Source organism: Roseburia sp. AM23-20 (genome assembly GCF_003470905.1).
GTDB classification, from domain to species: Bacteria; Bacillota; Clostridia; order Lachnospirales; family Lachnospiraceae; genus Roseburia; species Roseburia rectibacter.
The window spans coordinates 26,561-42,076 of record NZ_QRHS01000030.1; the positions used below are offsets into that span (position 1 = coordinate 26,561).

Below are 15,516 nucleotides of genomic sequence, written 5' to 3' on the forward strand. Positions count from 1 at the left end.
AAAGCGATGCCACCGGTTAAAACCGTGCATCGCTTTTTTCATTTAATTCTAATTTTACAGGAAAACGCAATCCTGCTTTTTAATTCTATTGTTACATTGAAATCTTATCTAAAATTCCGGTCAGATGGGCGATCGTCACACCATAATTGGTCATCGGAACCTGCTGTTTTTTTGCTCGGTCGATCCGGGACAGCACATATTTACGGTTAAACATACATGCACCGCACTGGATGACCAGATCATAATCTGATAAATTCTCCGGGAAATCCGTTCCGCTTACAATATCTACCGTAAGCCCCTCCCCGGCACGTTTTTTTAACATGCGCGGGATCTTGACTCTTCCGATGTCTTCCTGCAACGGTGCATGGCTGCAGCACTCTGCGATCAGAACGTGTGATTCATTCGTCAGGGAGTCTAACATCTTCGCACCTTCCACATAATAAGGAAGATCCCCTTTATAGGCTGCAAATAAAACGGAAAATGAAGTCAGCATGCTCTCTTTGGGTTTGTGCTCATACACATAGCCAAACACCTGTGAGTCCGTAATGATCAGTTTCGGCAGTTCTTTTAAGGCTGCAAGTGCCGGCACCAGTTTGTCTGTTGTCACACTCATGACCAGACATTTTTTATCTAAAAGCTCCCGCAGCGTCTGCACCTGCGGCAGGATCAGGCGTCCTTTCGGTGCCTGAATATCCTGCGGCATAACCAGCAGGACAAGATCTTCCTCTGTGACAAGTTCTCCCGTGATCTTTCTTTCCCCGAAGTTTTCCGGTACAAGGCGGGCTAATTCTTCTCTTACCGCATCGATTCCTGCCCCGGTTTCTGCACTGATTGCAAGCGCTTTCTTTCCGGTTTTTTCTTTGATATATGAAATAAGTTCTTCTGTGTGCGGATCAATATCTGATTTTCCGACGAGGAACAAGACCGGTGTGTTTTTCTCTTTCAAAAACTGGTACCACTTTAATTCTTCTGTGATATCCCATTCATTATCCGGCTGTGATACCACGATCACTGCAATATCTGCCTTTTCTGCCGCCAGTTTTGTTTTCTCCACACGACGTTCACCAAGCTCGCTTGTATCATCAAATCCTGCCGTGTCAATGATCACACAGGGGCCAAGCGGGCTGATCTCCATCGGCTTATAGACCGGATCTGTCGTCGTTCCGGCAATATCCGCAACAATGGAAACTTCCTGATGTGTGAACGCATTGATAAAAGAAGATTTTCCACTGTTTGTTTTTCCAAACACACCGATATGCAGACGGTTGCTGCCCGGTGTGTCATTTAGTGTTCCTGCCATAGTACTCCTTTCGAACAGCCTGCGGGCATAATTTATCTGCCTTTGGTTTGTTCATTCCGAATATGCATCACGTTTTTCTTAGAATCTGAAATCACGTTTTCCTTCTGCAATATCATGAATATGCTCGTATGCAGTCTGTTTTACTTTCGGATTCGGAATCTTTTCGAGTTCTCTGTCGATCAGCTCCATACCAAGTTTTTTAGTCTCCTCGCTCGCATAATCCTCTAAGTATTCTTTTAACGTCATCAGCGCATTCGGGTGACAGCAGTTTAAGATCTGCATGTTTTTACAAAGTGCCATAAAACGGTCACCGGTTCTTCCCTCACGGTAACATGCCGTACAGAAACTTGGGATATAACCAAGTTTGATCAGCCAGTTTACAACCTCATCTAACGTTCTCTGGTCACTGACATCAAACTGCTCACTGGTCACTTCGTCCTCTTTTTCCGGCTCTGCATATCCTCCTACACTTGTCTTTGATGCGCCGCTGATCTGAGATACACCAAGCGGAAGTACTTTATTTCTCACTTCCTGGCTCTCTCTGGTTGAGATAATCATCCCGGTATATGGAACGGAAACACGGATCAGTGCACAGATTTTTGCAAATGTATCATCGGAAATACCGTTATCAAACGCATCCGGATCAATATCATCTGCATGTTTTACTCTTGGAACACTGATCGTATGAGGTCCCACTCCATGTACTGCCTCTAAATGCTCTGCATGCATTAAAAGTCCTGCAAACTCATAGCGGTACAGGTCAAGTCCGAATAATACACCAAGTCCCACATCATCAATGCCGCCCTCCATTGCGCGGTCCATTGCTTCCGTATGATATGCATAATCATGTTTCGGTCCGGTCGGATGCAGTTTTTCATAGCTGTCTTTGTGGTAAGTCTCCTGAAACAGGATGTAAGTTCCGATTCCTGCCTCTTTTAATTTGCGGTAATTTTCTACGGTCGTTGCTGCAATGTTGACATTGACACGGCGGATCGCACCATTTTTATGTTTGATACTGTAGATGGTTTTGATACACTCTAAAATATATTCGATCGGATTGTTGACCGGATCTTCCCCAGCCTCTATCGCAAGACGTTTATGTCCCATATCCTGCAGTGCAGTAACTTCTTTTACGATATCTTCCTGTGTCAGTTTCTTTCTTGCAATGTGTTTGTTTTTCAGATGATACGGACAGTATACACAGCCGTTTACACAGTAGTTTGACAGGTAAAGCGGTGCAAATAATACGATACGGTTTCCGTAAAAGTCTTTTTTGATCTGCTCTGCAAGTTCATAAACTTCCTGGATCTTTTCCGGGATCTCACATGCTAAAAGGACAGATGCCTCCCTGTGATTTAAACCTTTTCTTAATTTTGCCTTTTCGATGATCTCATCGATCAGTGCCACATTGTCTTTGTTGGCATCTGCATAGGCAAGTGTCTCTTTGATCTCCTCGTCTGAAATAAACTCTTCTGCTTTTAATGATTTTGCGTTGTACATACATGCTTCCTTTCTTTCCGGTCAGTCTGCACCCGCTGTTACTGTTCGCACATACTGTTTGAGCAGTAACCACCCGCTTACTTTCCGGTTAGTATTTTTTATATGGTATGACAGTTTTTCTGTCACCTAAAACCGGCAATGCTATTTTAGAACTGCCAGTTCTTTATCTGTTTTCTCTGTTATGCCAAAAAATCTCCCCTGTTTACAACTACCTGATAACCAATGCTTTCCATGCGCCGCTGCATGCAGAAACGGCATTCTGCCGCCTCATCGCCGGTACAGATCTTATTGTCATATAATTTATATTTTTCACGCACGGCAACCGGAGACAGATTTGGCATGACAACATTCGCTCCTGCTAAGATTCCGAGCTCCCTGCCCTTTGGATGGATCGTTCCAAGTGCCGTGGTTGCCGGGAGCAGCACATGCGGATGGATCAGCCTTATGACCGACAGCAGCCGCAGTGTCATCTCCATCGTACCCGCCGTCTCATTGCCAAACGGCGTATCCTTCTGCGGGATAAATGGCCCGATACCGACCATCTGCGGTTTTAATCTGCGGATAAACTGCAGATCCTCCCACAAAGTATCTACGGTCTGATATGGCGAACCCACCATAAATCCACAGCCGGTCTGATATCCAATTTCTTTTAAATCTCTAAGACATCGCATCCGGTTCTGATAGGACATCTCCGCCGGGTGCAGCTTTTTATAATGTGCCTCATCTGCCGTCTCGTGGCGCAGCAGATACCGGTCTGCCCCGGCGTCAAAATATGCCTGATAACTCTCCTTTGATTTTTCACCGATGGAAAGTGTCACCGCACAGTCCGGATATTCCTCCTTGATCTTTGAAACAAGATGACAGATTTTTTCATCTGAATAAAATCCATCCTCTCCCCCCTGTAATACAAAAGTCCGGAATCCCAGTTCATATCCGTTCTTACAGCAAGAAAGGATTTCCTCCTCCGTCAGCCTGTAACGGTCTGCGTGGCAGTTACTTCTGCGGATTCCACAGTAAAGGCAGTCATTTTTGCAGTAATTGGTAAACTCGATCAGTCCGCGGATATAAATATTTTTTCCATAGATGCGGTCACCCACATTTCGCGCACGTTGTTTTAAGTCCTGTATCATTGCATTGTCCTCTGTGGAAAGAAGAAATGCAAGCTGTTCTTTTGTGATATCTGCTGTCTTTTCTATTGTCTCCGGCAGATTTTTAAGTTCACGCTCTGGCATGCCGTAGGTGCTCTGTGTGCTCTGTGTATTTTTGTTTTGATCTTGTATTATCTGGTTTTGTAACATAAATTCCTCATTTTTTAATTAATTAGTAATTTCAATTACATCTGCACTGGTGTACTGTATCACTAACAATAATAGCGTACACTAGCTTATGCCAACATTAGAATACACTGTCTTTGCCGTGATTCCGTTAAGTCTGCCAATTTTGCCGGAAAGTGCATTAATGATATCCTGCGGCGCATCGATCGCAACACTGATGATATGTACATTCCGCTCGCGGTATGGTAAACCCATACGTCCGATGATATACGAACCATATTCATGCAAAAGATTATTTAATTCTGGTGTGGAATCCATGTTTTCTACAATGATCCCTATCAAAGCTACTCTTGTTTCCATTCATTTTCTCCCTGATTACCAAATTTATATTATTTTCATACACGAATCTATGATGCAGCTTTTGGAACCAAAAAAGCTGTACCCCTAATTCCAGGTACAGCCCAAAAAGAGTCACAATGCGCCTCTTATATTTTACTCTATGCCGTACCTTTCATCTCAGATAATTCTTTCAATGTCAGTGTCTTTTCTTTTTCCATTTAAAATCTTACGCAACAAGGACTTTAAATGTGCTCTTTGCAAAGATTTACAATATTACTTCACAAAAATACCCTCTATATACATGAAAATTATACGGGAAAAATATTTTGCATATAAGTATTATGTATACAAAGGGTATCATGATTTTTTAAGAAATGCAATTATGTTTCTGTTCTGTATGCCATAAAATACAAAGCATACCCTGCAAAAATCTGTCACACTTTTACGGCACCGGCTCTTCCTCCGGCACCTCGATCTCTTTAATCATCGTTTCATTTCCACATAAAAGCCAGGTATGTTCACCACCACACTCCGGGCAGATCTTACCGTGCTCTACGGTATCATATTCACAGCCACAGTCGTCACAATGTGTTACCGCATGGATCATATCAATTTTTAACTCACTGCCGGATAAGATCTCTGTACGGTCTGCTGCCCAGCGCCAGCAGTCTGTAAGATAGGACGGCACAATGCCGGACACTTCTCCAATGGAAAGTGTCACAGCCGAAACCTTTGTCAGATCATTTTCCTGTGCGATCTCCTCTACGCTTTTGATCACATGAAATACGATTCCAAGTTCATGCATTCGCTTTATTTCTCCTTTTTCCCAAAACGGATCTTCACTTCACGTTTTAACATATAAGGAAGAATTGCCTTCATCTTATCCTCTGCTTTTACCATGCGGCTGCACTCCGGCAGTTCACGGTGCAGATGGATCGCATCAAACTCACATTTTGTTGTGCAGACACCGCATCCGATACACTTGTTCGGATCCACCACGGAAGCACCACAGCCAAGACAACGCGCTGTCTCGATCTTCACCTGCTCCTCGGTCAGTGTCTTATGTGCATCACGGAAGGATCTGTGTGCATCAATCTTATCATCCATTGCAGGACTCTGTCTCTTTGCATTGTCATATCCTTCGAGCGCAAGATTTTCCTTATCCAGTTCGATAAACTGACGGCGGTTTCTTCCGATCGTCATGCTCGCATTTTCATGGACAAAACGGTGAATGGACTCTGCACCTTCTTTTCCGGCCGCGATTGCATTGATTGCAAAGCTCGGTCCGGTATAGACATCTCCACCAACAAAAATATCCGGTTCTGCAGTCTGATAAGTAAGCGGATCTGCCACAGCTCCGTTTCCTCTTCCAAGTTCCACTTTTGAACCTGCTAAAAGGTCACCCCAGAAGATACTCTGTCCGATACTTAAGTAAACATGCTCACATTCCACAGTCATCGTATCATTCTCATCAAACTGAGGGTTAAAGCGGCCTGTCTCATCTTTAACAGAAATACATTTTTTCAGCACGATGCCGCGTACTTTGCCATTTTCTGTTAGAATTTCTTTCGGACCCCAGCCACAATGAACGGCTGCGCCCTCTTCTTTAACTTCCGCCACCTCATCTTTTGATGCCGGCATCTCTTTTTCGGACTCCAGGCAGAACATGGAAACTTCATTTGAACCACAGCGTGCTGCTGTACGTGCCACGTCAATTGCAACATTACCGCCACCGATGACAACGGATCTGCCATCCACACGGTAATCTTCATTTCCACCGGATACGATATGTAAGAAATCAACTGCACTCATCACACCGTCCGCATCCTCACCCGGAATACCTGCTTTACGGCTTCCCTGACATCCGATTGCGATATAAAATGCCTGATATCCCTGTGCACGCAGCTCATCTAATGAAATATCTTTTCCAACTTCCACGCCGCATTTAATATCTACGCCAAGTTCACGCATTACTTCAATCTCAGCATCCACAACATTTTTCTCTAATTTGAAGGAAGGAATACCGTAAACGAGCATTCCACCCGGACGTTCATTTTTCTCAAATACAGTCGGTTTGTAACCTCTGGCAGCCAGATAAAATGCACAGCTTAAACCTGCAGGACCACCACCGATGATCGCGATCTTCTGTGGGAAAGTTCCACGGTTTGACGGCTGTACGACTGGTGGAATATAACGCGTTTCTGCCTTTAAATCAAGTTCTGCGATAAATTTCTTAACATCATCGATCGCAACCGCCTGATCTACGGTACCTCTTGTACATGCATCCTCACAACGATGGTTGCAGACACGGCCGCAGACTGCCGGAAATGGATTCTCCTTTTTGATCAGGGCAAGCGCATCCGTATAACGTCCCTGTGCTGCCATTTTTAAATATCCCTGTACTGCGATATGTGCCGGGCAGGCAGTCTTACACGGTGCTGTTCCGGTATCATAGCAGTTGATACGGTTATTATCACGGTAATCCATATCCCATTTTTCCGGTCCCCATTTGGTATTATCCGGCAGTTCGTGTTTCGGATATGTGATAGCTCCGTCTTTCGTACAAAGCTTCTGACCAAGTTTTACGGCACCTGCCGGGCAGTACTCTACGCAGCGTCCACATGCAACACAATCCTTCGTCTCAACCTTTGCCACATAAGCAGAACGCGACATATTCGGCGTGTTAAATAACTGTGAAGTACGAAGCGCATTACAGATATTTACATTACAGTTACAGATAGCAAAAATCTTGTCCTCGCCGTCAATATTTGTGATCTGATGGACAAAACCGTTGTCCTCTGCACGCTGTAAGATCTCCATTACCTTTTCACGTGTGATATAATGTCCCTTATTTGTCTCAACCAGATAATCAGCCATATCGCCGACACCGATACACCAGTCTTCCGGATCATCCGCACATCCCTCGCCTAAAACACCGCGTGAATAACGGCAGGAACATGGACCTGCTGCGTATTTTCCGTCATATTTATCCAGCCAGTGGGAAATATGCTCGACACTGACAGACTCATTCTCTGTCTCGATCGCTTTCTCAACTGGAATAACATGCATACCGATTCCTGCGCCTCCTGGCGGTACCATCGGTGTTACTTTCTGCAATGGTAAAAATGCCATACGCTCAAAGAATGACGCTACCTCCGGGTGCTCTTTGATCTGGTCTAACTTCATATTAAAGAACTCTGCACTTCCCGGTACATACATCGGAAGAACATACTGTTTCTCATGCTTTGGATTTTCCCAGTTGTATTCCAAAAGACCGATATTGCTCATCTCCTGCAGCAATTCTTCGAGTGCTTTCTCTTCTTTTCCGGTTGCTTTTACGATCTGCGCTAATGTCATCGGCTTACGCACTTTCATTTTCAGTGCAACCTCTGCCATCTCATCGGTCACAAGTGCCTCTAAACCATAATATTCCGGATCTTCTGCTGTCACCGTATGACCGATGCGGTCAGTGATCTTCTGGCCTAATTTTAAGATCAGCTCTCTCGGCTGTTCCGGTGGTGTGTACTCAAACTTTTTCATGCGTGTTCCTCCTCTTTCCATGCAGCTGTTTCTGTTTTCAGCCAGTCTGCCCATTCTTCAATACCCTCTCCGGTCTTTGCACAGATCGGGATGATCTTTGCATTCGGATTGCGCATTAAGATATTCTTTTTACACTGTTCCAGATCAAAATCAAAATAAGGCATCACATCTATTTTGTTGATCAGTACAACATCGCAGATAGAAAACATCAGCGGATATTTTAAAGGCTTATCATGTCCTTCCGGCACAGATAAGATCATTGCATTTTTAACAGCACCTGTGTCAAACTCTGCTGGACATACCAGATTGCCGACATTCTCTAAAATAACCAGTTCCACATCATCTGTCCCAAGTCCTTTTAATCCCTGTCCCGTCATATCTGCATCCAGATGACACATGCCGCCTGTATGAAGCTGGATCGCTTTTGCTCCGGTCTTTAAAATCGTCTCTGCATCCACATCTGAATCAATATCTGCTTCCATGACACCGATCTTTAAATCATCTTTCAGTGCCTCGATCGTGCGTGTTAACGTCGTTGTTTTGCCCGATCCAGGTGATGACATAAGGTTCAGTAAGAACACACCATCTTTTTTCAGTTCTTCGCGGAGCAATGCTGCCTGCTTGTCATTGCTCTCGAAAATACTCTGTTTTACTTCCAGAATCCGTACATTTCCCATTGATAATCTCCATTTCTGATGTAACATTTTTGTTTCGTCTGTTATTTATAGATAAATTCTATCATTTAATAGTGGTGATGTCAATAAATTCTGGTCATACCAGTGTGCCAATTATTTATATTTTGTTTAGAAACACGTAATATTTCATAAATATGTTCCTAAAAATCAGATACAATATGCTTATTCATAAAACTTATAACACCACGTGTGCAATCGGCGTATACAAAATGGATAAAGGAGATTATTTATGAATACAACACAAACGAACAGCACCGTCTTATTCTGCGACTATTACAAACAATGGATCACCGTATACAAAGAAGGTGCCATAAGAGCTGTAACTATGCAAAAATATCTGATGGCCCATCACTGGCTTGAGAAACTTGTTCCTGATTTAATCATCAGCGATCTTGACCGGATTTCTTACCAGAAACTGCTCAATGATTACGCTTCCACACACGAGCATCAGACAACTCTCGATTTTCATCATCATATAAAATGTGCTGTACTTGATGCCGTTGATGAAGGACTTATTTCCAGAGATCCCACCCGAAAAGCCATTATTAAGGGAAAACAACCCGGTGATAAAAAGATTAAATATCTCAATCAGTTTGAATTGCATAAATTAATCGAAGATTTAACATTGGAACAGAATATTTCCTGGGACTGGTTCATTCTTTTGGTTGCCAAAACAGGTATGCGATTTTCCGAGGCACTTGCTTTAACACCAAAAGATTTTGATTTTGCCCACCAGTCACTCTCCATTTCTAAGACCTGGGACTATAAAGGTGACGGCGGTTTCCTTCCCACGAAAAACACTTCCTCTGTGAGAAAAATCCAGATTGACTGGCAAACGGTTATGCAATTCTCAAATTTATTAAAAAATCTTCCAGAGGATGAACCCATCTTCGTAAATGGAACCAAAGTATATAACTCCACTCTAAATGGCATATTAGCGCGCCACTGTAGAAATGCCGGCATACCTGTCATTGCAGTACATGGTCTTCGCCATACACATGCCTCTTTACTTTTGTTTGCCGGAGTTTCTATTGCAAGTGTTGCACGCCGGTTAGGACATTCAAGCATGACAACAACCCAAAAAACATATCTGCATATCATACAGGAACTTGAAAGCAAAGATGTAGATATCATCATGCGCTCATTGTCAAATTTAAACTAAAATCAAAACCCTTGTCTGCATGCTCTACAGACAAACACATTGTCACAAATTTATAATACGCCGATTCTAAAAATAGCTGCCGCATTTTTCAGCTCAGCGGCAGCTATTTTGCATACTTTATCCGATCAGGCAAGTAATGGAAGAACGCTTTCCATCAGATTATTTTTAAAATCTTCTATCATTTCTTTTCTGAATTTAAATTTTGGCATTGGTTCATTTTCATTATTTTTATACGATGTATAATCTGCCTTTTCCTTTAAATTATTTTCATTTGCAAGCTCTCCATCCTTGAAATTATATACCTCATATCGTACCGTTTCAAAATCTACATACCACTGACGGGCAAAATCTTCTATCTCTTTGTCAATGGCTGCGTATCTCATTTCATTAATAATCACGGAAATATCCTGTCCTATATACTTTGTTTTATCTTTCTCAATCTGATCGACCACTGACTCTAACAGGGCACTGAGTTTTGGATTATCTTTCGAAAAATCCTGAATCAGACCACGGATCATACTCATATCATGTTCAAAATCTGCTTCTTTAAAATTATCCTCCGATTGATCTAAAGATTCGACAACTCCCTGCAGCAACTCAATAATATACTCAAAGTCCACTCGCAGTTTACTGTAAGCAATCAGATCATAATCATCCATAACCGGATTATCCTCATCCTGCTTATCTTCTTCTGCCTTCTTTAATTCTTCCATCACATTATGATACATTGCTGCATAATCTTCATATTCTGCTTCCGAAAACTCATAATCTGCAAGAATTTCATCACTGTAATTCGAAAATGCCTTTAAATGTGCAAAATCATGATCTAACGCACGAAACATATGTACAAAGGCTTTTTTCTGTTTTTTTGACAATCCTGCAACATCCATTGGTGTACTTGCAAGCGTATGTATTGTTTTTACTGAAATTGCAAATGAACTTAATACATCATCCCAGTCTTCTGCAATCGGGCTTCCATCGCCGCCTCTGGAATACAATTTTAATGCATAATTGATCGCATTTTTAAAATCTCCGGGAGATTGAAATGTTACAACCTGACCATATTGCTTATTTGGATCAAATAAACGATTTGTCCTGGAAAATGCCTGTATTAGATCCTGCGGGCTCATCGGCTGACGATCCATAAACAACGTTGACAGACACGGTGCATCAAAGCCTGTCAGCAGCCGGTCGACTACGATCACAAGATCCAACTGCTGGCTTCTTTCCAGATACCGCTTCTCTTTTCTTGCAAGCCGGTCATTCAAATTGCTGTTATATGCGTTGATTCCCTCAATTTTATAAGTAGTTCCAAACATTTCATTATAATCGTCCATGGACTCCTTCATCTTTTCCTGATAAATACTGGATGTCTCTTCATTTTCTGATAACGAATACGTAATAGCAAATTTCGGGAAATCCGGCATTGCACGGCTGATATCTTCGTGAATCTTTAATTTATCCTGTCCCGCTTTTACTTTTTTCAGCAGCTCATAATATTTCTGCGCTTTTGGAATCGAATTAACTGTCAAAATTCCCTCGTATGTTTTGCCTTTGACATTCTGCATACCAAACTTTGTATAGGACTGATTCAATATGACATCCAGTACTCTGCGCATATGATCTTCCGTCTCAAATGCGGATAAATCAACATTGGCATTTTTCGGTCCAAGATTTTCGATCATAAATCCCAGAACTGCCTCATCATGAATCGCTTCTTTTATGGTATAACTGTGCAGACATTTTCCATACAACTGCTCTGTCGTCTGTGGCAAATCTCCTTTTTGTTCATACTTATTCTCTTCAAAAATTGGCGTCCCTGTAAAACCATACCACAAGGAATTATTAAAAAAACGTTCCAGCAATCTCTTTGTCTCCGGAGTAACTGCCCTATGACATTCATCCACTACAAAAGCGACTCTCAGACTTTTTATTTTCTGGTATTCTTTTGTACCTTCCTGCAGACGTTTATTGACCATCGTCTGCATCTTCTGCCTTGTTGTTACAATCATCTGGCGATTTCCATCTGCCAGCTTTTTGATCAAAGTATCCACATAATCTGTATCATCTACGTCTATCGTATCATTGTCCGCATAAGACTGAAATGCCATCTTTGTCTGTAAATCAAGATCTTTCCTGTCGATCAAAAAAATTGTCTTTTCTATGGATGGGATATCCATCAGCAAATTTCGCGTTGCCTTATAAGATGTCATTGTCTTTCCCGAACCTGTGGTATGCCAGATAAATCCCGATTCGCCCCTCTTTGAAGCAGCTCTCATAGCTTCAATCGCATGTATCTGGTACGGACGCAGGATCAATAACTTCTTCTTATCATTATCCAATACCGTATATTTTGTTACCATCTCATGTGCTTCCGGTATTTTCAGCACCGCTTCGGCAAAATCAATATAATCACATACTGATAAATTTTCTTTATCAATCCACCCGGTTATAAATTTTTTGTTTAATTCCGTGTCTCTTGCCGCTGAAAAATACTTTGTATCAACCGCATTACTTACCACAAACATCTGCACATTCGAGAAAATCCCATGAAATTTCCCCTCTGCTATATACTTTTTGATCTGCCGGTATGCATCCATATAAGAATGTTCTTTATTTTTCAATTCAATATGGATCATTGGTATACCGTTAATCAGAAGCGTCACATCAAATCTCCGGTCACGATTATCATTTTCCTCACCCGTTGCAAACGCCTGATACTGATTGATCACTTCATATACACTGGTTCCCCCTGCGATATGCTCATTGTTCATCACAAGTAAATGCAGTGTCTCATTTCCACGCTGCACATGCACATATACTTTGCCGTTCTCACCAACCAGCCACTTTCCGGCATCATAGAAGGAGGCATGTGAAAGATCATTCTTCACCTTTGCAAATTCGGAGTCAGATAATGGCGTATCATTTAATTTTGCCTTATTGTTCTGCTCTAAAATATATTTAAAATTGCTCCAAAGCTGCTCTTCTGTTCTGATATCCGGCCGGTATGTCCACTGTGATTCACCACTGCATAACTTATCGATCAGTCTTTTTTCGATGACTGCTTCTAATTCTGCCATAATTTTTCCTTTCTCATTAGTTCAAAACGTATCCTTCTTCATAGGAACAACGCAGGTAATCCTCGATCCATTCATCACAGACTTGTTCCATAGAAAGACAGTGATTCACAGGTGCCGCTTTTATCTGATGCGCAACATCATCATCAGATAGTCTATTTACAATATCTCGGACATGATTATGTGTACTTCTTGCAACAAATTCTATTACTATGCATACATAAAACAAATCATCCGTTACTAAATTTTTCATGTATTTTGTCACTCCTTTCATATTTCAGGCAGGAAAGTGCCTGAATACTCCTTATAACGTTTAAGGCATCTACCATTTATGTAATTTTATCATATATTTTCACTTGTGTCGTAGAAACATGCGCTGTAGCATATACTTTTTTATTTTTCTTAGTAACTTATACTTACGCTGATGAAGAGTGATAAGGTGGTCGAGGTTTTTCAAATATGCAGAAATCATACATTGTTCTTCTTTTGAGGAAGGCATGGATATTGTAACCTCATCAAAAAATGCTTTTGTATCAACATTTAATAATCCATGATTTCTAGCACCTTCTGCACATATCATTGTAATGTCAGAATACCATTTAAGAGTATCAAAAAAACATTCCAAATAATCTGAATCCACATCATCTGATGTTATCCCAAAACATATATACAATGTCGATAAACAACCCTGTTCATAGGCATTTAGTCGCTTTATAGAACCATAATCAAATCCCTTAGAATAACTTTTGTTATATGCAAATTCTCCTTTTTTCAAAAGATAATAATTTGACATGTCCTTTGCCGCAACAATCTTATTAAAAAAATCTCTTTGATCAATTAATCCATATTGAGATGCTATTGTCAGGGGCAAATCTGATTCGTTATTTATATTTTTCCTAGTGATTCTTTCACACACTTTCCCCAACTTACGCTGTTCCCAAGTAATAACATTTACAGCCTGTCTCTAACCATCATTAACGTATATCCCAATAAATTTTGTCCTCTCCATTTTCCCATATCCAGACGATCCGGATCATTCATAGACAATCCAATTCCCCAAATCCTATCTTTTACTGCACATTCCGCAAGAATTTTGTCATTTGTAACCAGCAATGTCTCCCTCAATTTATCATTTTGAGAAAATTTTTCTATAAGTCCCTCATAAACTACAATCTGCCGTATTCCATTCCAGTAATTCTCACTATATCCCGACACCATACGTCCTAATTCTTTGATTGTTCCAACGCTTTCTGTTTCTAATATCTTTTGGGCAATCACATGATCTTTAAAACAAACTGCCTTTTGATACATCATATATTGTTCCATGGATGAAAACGTGATTCCATTTATCGTAAATTTTGACATATACCAGTTGCTCAGATATCCATTTTCTTCGTCCGGATTATGAAAACATATCATGTCCATTTTAAGCCGCACCTACCTTTTTTACTGCCAGATCGAGTTCTAAGTCATGCAGTCCGTGATATGCTTTCATCAAAAAATTTAATGGCACTTTTTCTATCACTTCTGCACTTGGAATATTGTAATACCATTGATAATATGCATAAAACTCACCGATCCAGTCCGGCATAAATCCTTCTAAAGCCTTACCTTCCTTTAATTTATACTTTTCTGTATCCAAGAAGTATTTCCACAATTCTTTGGCATCCATGGTATTTACATACGCCTTTGACTCATCGATATACTTTCTGGTTTTGCTTTTCATATATGTTTTTATAAAATCTGCCGTATCATTTTGGGGAAATGTCTGTGCCACAAAATCAAACAATTTTCCCTGACTTTCTACCACATCATCTAAATATGTTTCTGAATATGCCTGCATCTTTCTTACCTCACAAAAGTGTACTAAACACGTTGGTTACTTTATTCGCATCCGAATCAATCAGTTCTTTCATCCTTTTTCTCGCTGTCACGTCACGCTCATTATACTTTTCATTAAATTCATTGTAGTCCACCGCGGCAAGTTCTTCTTTTCTCTCATGTAATCTTGAATATGCCAATTCTGATTTGATGCAATACTGTATCCCCAGTCCTCCGAGCAACAACAATTCTTCTAAAATTTCCACATCAATTTCATCTCTGACAAATGCTTTTGCAATATAAAAATATGATGCATCCGCTCTCCATCCTTTTATCACATCAAAACTGCCTGTTTCTATTCCATATTTCGCAATGAATTTCTGGGATAACATTCTATATCGTTTCGAATCAGCTGCATCTCTGTGTTTCATTAATTCTGCCAGCCACGATAAAATACTATGTTTCTGAAAATCAAGTACTTTTAAGCCCTCCATATCCAGTTCATATTTATGAACCCAACCATTTGATTCATCCGGTCTGCAAACCGCCCACTCTTTCGCAAGATCAACACTTTCTGTCAAATAAAATCCTTTTCCGTAATCATGGCGCTCTTCTCCCAATCCCAAAGTCGGTTTTATTTCTTTGTCAGGACTCCCATGATATAAGATAATCTTCCCCATATCCGTTATTCTCCCTATACAAACATATTTTGAAGCATATATTTCTTTAAATTTTTCAAATTATCTGCTTTACGCTGATGAAGGGTGATAAGGTTATCGAGGTTACAGAAATAACCCGCAATCACTTT

The 15,516-nt window shown here is 40.9% G+C and carries 14 protein-coding genes; 1 reads left to right on the top strand and 13 read right to left on the bottom strand.

Annotated elements, in window-relative coordinates:
- Positions 1-91: 91 nt before the first annotated feature.
- The 7 genes from hydF to hypB form a co-directional block, all read right to left on the bottom strand.
- Positions 92-1,300 (bottom strand): [FeFe] hydrogenase H-cluster maturation GTPase HydF, encoded by a 1,209-nt coding sequence (gene hydF / locus DW650_RS17095; protein ID WP_118210619.1) that lies wholly within the window; start codon positions 1,298-1,300, stop codon positions 92-94.
- A gap of 78 nt (positions 1,301-1,378) precedes the next feature.
- Complete coding sequence (hydG, locus tag DW650_RS17100; protein ID WP_117922289.1) at positions 1,379-2,800, bottom strand: [FeFe] hydrogenase H-cluster radical SAM maturase HydG; 1,422 nt, start codon at positions 2,798-2,800, stop codon at positions 1,379-1,381.
- 179 nt (positions 2,801-2,979) lie between these two features.
- Positions 2,980-4,098, bottom strand: a complete 1,119-nt coding sequence (gene hydE, locus DW650_RS17105; protein ID WP_118210620.1) for a [FeFe] hydrogenase H-cluster radical SAM maturase HydE — start codon at positions 4,096-4,098, stop codon at positions 2,980-2,982.
- Positions 4,099-4,179: 81 nt separating this feature from the next.
- Entirely contained in the window at positions 4,180-4,434 is a 255-nt protein-coding gene (locus DW650_RS17110) for a TM1266 family iron-only hydrogenase system putative regulator (protein WP_117922287.1), read from the bottom strand.
- Between the two features lie 421 nt (positions 4,435-4,855).
- Positions 4,856-5,218: a hydrogenase maturation nickel metallochaperone HypA gene (locus tag DW650_RS17115; RefSeq protein ID WP_117922286.1), complete on the bottom strand. Its 363-nt coding sequence runs from the start codon at positions 5,216-5,218 to the stop codon at positions 4,856-4,858.
- 5 nt (positions 5,219-5,223) lie between these two features.
- The gene (locus DW650_RS17120) at positions 5,224-7,953 is read right to left on the bottom strand and encodes an FAD-dependent oxidoreductase (protein WP_118210621.1); all 2,730 of its coding nucleotides are present in this window, start codon (positions 7,951-7,953) and stop codon (positions 5,224-5,226) included.
- Positions 7,950-8,630 carry a hydrogenase nickel incorporation protein HypB gene (gene hypB, locus DW650_RS17125; RefSeq protein WP_118210622.1) on the bottom strand — a complete coding sequence of 227 codons (681 nt, stop codon included), beginning with the start codon at positions 8,628-8,630 and terminating at the stop codon, positions 7,950-7,952. The genes DW650_RS17120 and hypB overlap by 4 nt, the downstream gene beginning before the upstream one ends.
- A 247-nt stretch (positions 8,631-8,877) precedes the next feature.
- Between hypB and DW650_RS17130 the strand changes: the two genes are divergently transcribed.
- Complete coding sequence (locus tag DW650_RS17130) at positions 8,878-9,810, top strand: site-specific integrase (protein WP_118210623.1); 933 nt, start codon at positions 8,878-8,880, stop codon at positions 9,808-9,810.
- 125 nt (positions 9,811-9,935) lie between these two features.
- On the opposite strand, the gene DW650_RS17135 is transcribed toward DW650_RS17130, so the two are convergent.
- The 6 genes from DW650_RS17135 to DW650_RS17160 form a co-directional block, all read right to left on the bottom strand.
- Positions 9,936-12,890, bottom strand: a complete 2,955-nt coding sequence (locus tag DW650_RS17135) for a type I restriction endonuclease subunit R, EcoR124 family (RefSeq protein ID WP_118210624.1) — start codon at positions 12,888-12,890, stop codon at positions 9,936-9,938.
- A 16-nt stretch (positions 12,891-12,906) separates the two neighbouring features.
- Positions 12,907-13,140, bottom strand: coding sequence for a hypothetical protein (locus DW650_RS17140; RefSeq protein WP_147403020.1), 234 nt, complete (start codon positions 13,138-13,140; stop codon positions 12,907-12,909).
- 99 nt (positions 13,141-13,239) lie between these two features.
- A complete protein-coding gene (locus tag DW650_RS17145; RefSeq protein WP_199654306.1) occupies positions 13,240-13,812 on the bottom strand; it encodes a restriction endonuclease subunit S in 573 nt (190 codons plus the stop codon).
- 26 nt (positions 13,813-13,838) lie between these two features.
- Positions 13,839-14,312: an NADAR family protein gene (locus tag DW650_RS17150; protein WP_118210627.1), complete on the bottom strand. Its 474-nt coding sequence runs from the start codon at positions 14,310-14,312 to the stop codon at positions 13,839-13,841.
- 1 nt (position 14,313) lies between these two features.
- Positions 14,314-14,730, bottom strand: coding sequence for a hypothetical protein (locus tag DW650_RS17155; RefSeq protein WP_118210628.1), 417 nt, complete (start codon positions 14,728-14,730; stop codon positions 14,314-14,316).
- 10 nt (positions 14,731-14,740) lie between these two features.
- Positions 14,741-15,388 carry a DUF3990 domain-containing protein gene (locus DW650_RS17160; RefSeq protein WP_118210629.1) on the bottom strand — a complete coding sequence of 216 codons (648 nt, stop codon included), beginning with the start codon at positions 15,386-15,388 and terminating at the stop codon, positions 14,741-14,743.
- Positions 15,389-15,516: the final 128 nt, after the last annotated feature.

Excerpts from the sequence above, each read along its gene's own strand:
- hydF (WP_118210619.1), bottom strand. The coding sequence starts at position 1,300 with ATGGCAGGAACACTAAATGACACACCGGGCAGCAACCGTCTGCATATC.
- hydG (WP_117922289.1), bottom strand. The coding sequence starts at position 2,800 with ATGTACAACGCAAAATCATTAAAAGCAGAAGAGTTTATTTCAGACGAG.
- hydE (WP_118210620.1), bottom strand. The coding sequence starts at position 4,098 with ATGTTACAAAACCAGATAATACAAGATCAAAACAAAAATACACAGAGC.
- DW650_RS17110 (WP_117922287.1), bottom strand. The coding sequence starts at position 4,434 with ATGGAAACAAGAGTAGCTTTGATAGGGATCATTGTAGAAAACATGGAT.
- DW650_RS17115 (WP_117922286.1), bottom strand. The coding sequence starts at position 5,218 with ATGCATGAACTTGGAATCGTATTTCATGTGATCAAAAGCGTAGAGGAG.
- DW650_RS17120 (WP_118210621.1), bottom strand. The coding sequence starts at position 7,953 with ATGAAAAAGTTTGAGTACACACCACCGGAACAGCCGAGAGAGCTGATC.
- hypB (WP_118210622.1), bottom strand. The coding sequence starts at position 8,630 with ATGGGAAATGTACGGATTCTGGAAGTAAAACAGAGTATTTTCGAGAGC.
- DW650_RS17130 (WP_118210623.1), top strand. The coding sequence starts at position 8,878 with ATGAATACAACACAAACGAACAGCACCGTCTTATTCTGCGACTATTAC.
- DW650_RS17135 (WP_118210624.1), bottom strand. The coding sequence starts at position 12,890 with ATGGCAGAATTAGAAGCAGTCATCGAAAAAAGACTGATCGATAAGTTA.
- DW650_RS17140 (WP_147403020.1), bottom strand. The coding sequence starts at position 13,140 with ATGAAAAATTTAGTAACGGATGATTTGTTTTATGTATGCATAGTAATA.
- DW650_RS17150 (WP_118210627.1), bottom strand. The coding sequence starts at position 14,312 with ATGGACATGATATGTTTTCATAATCCGGACGAAGAAAATGGATATCTG.
- DW650_RS17155 (WP_118210628.1), bottom strand. The coding sequence starts at position 14,730 with ATGCAGGCATATTCAGAAACATATTTAGATGATGTGGTAGAAAGTCAG.
- DW650_RS17160 (WP_118210629.1), bottom strand. The coding sequence starts at position 15,388 with ATGGGGAAGATTATCTTATATCATGGGAGTCCTGACAAAGAAATAAAA.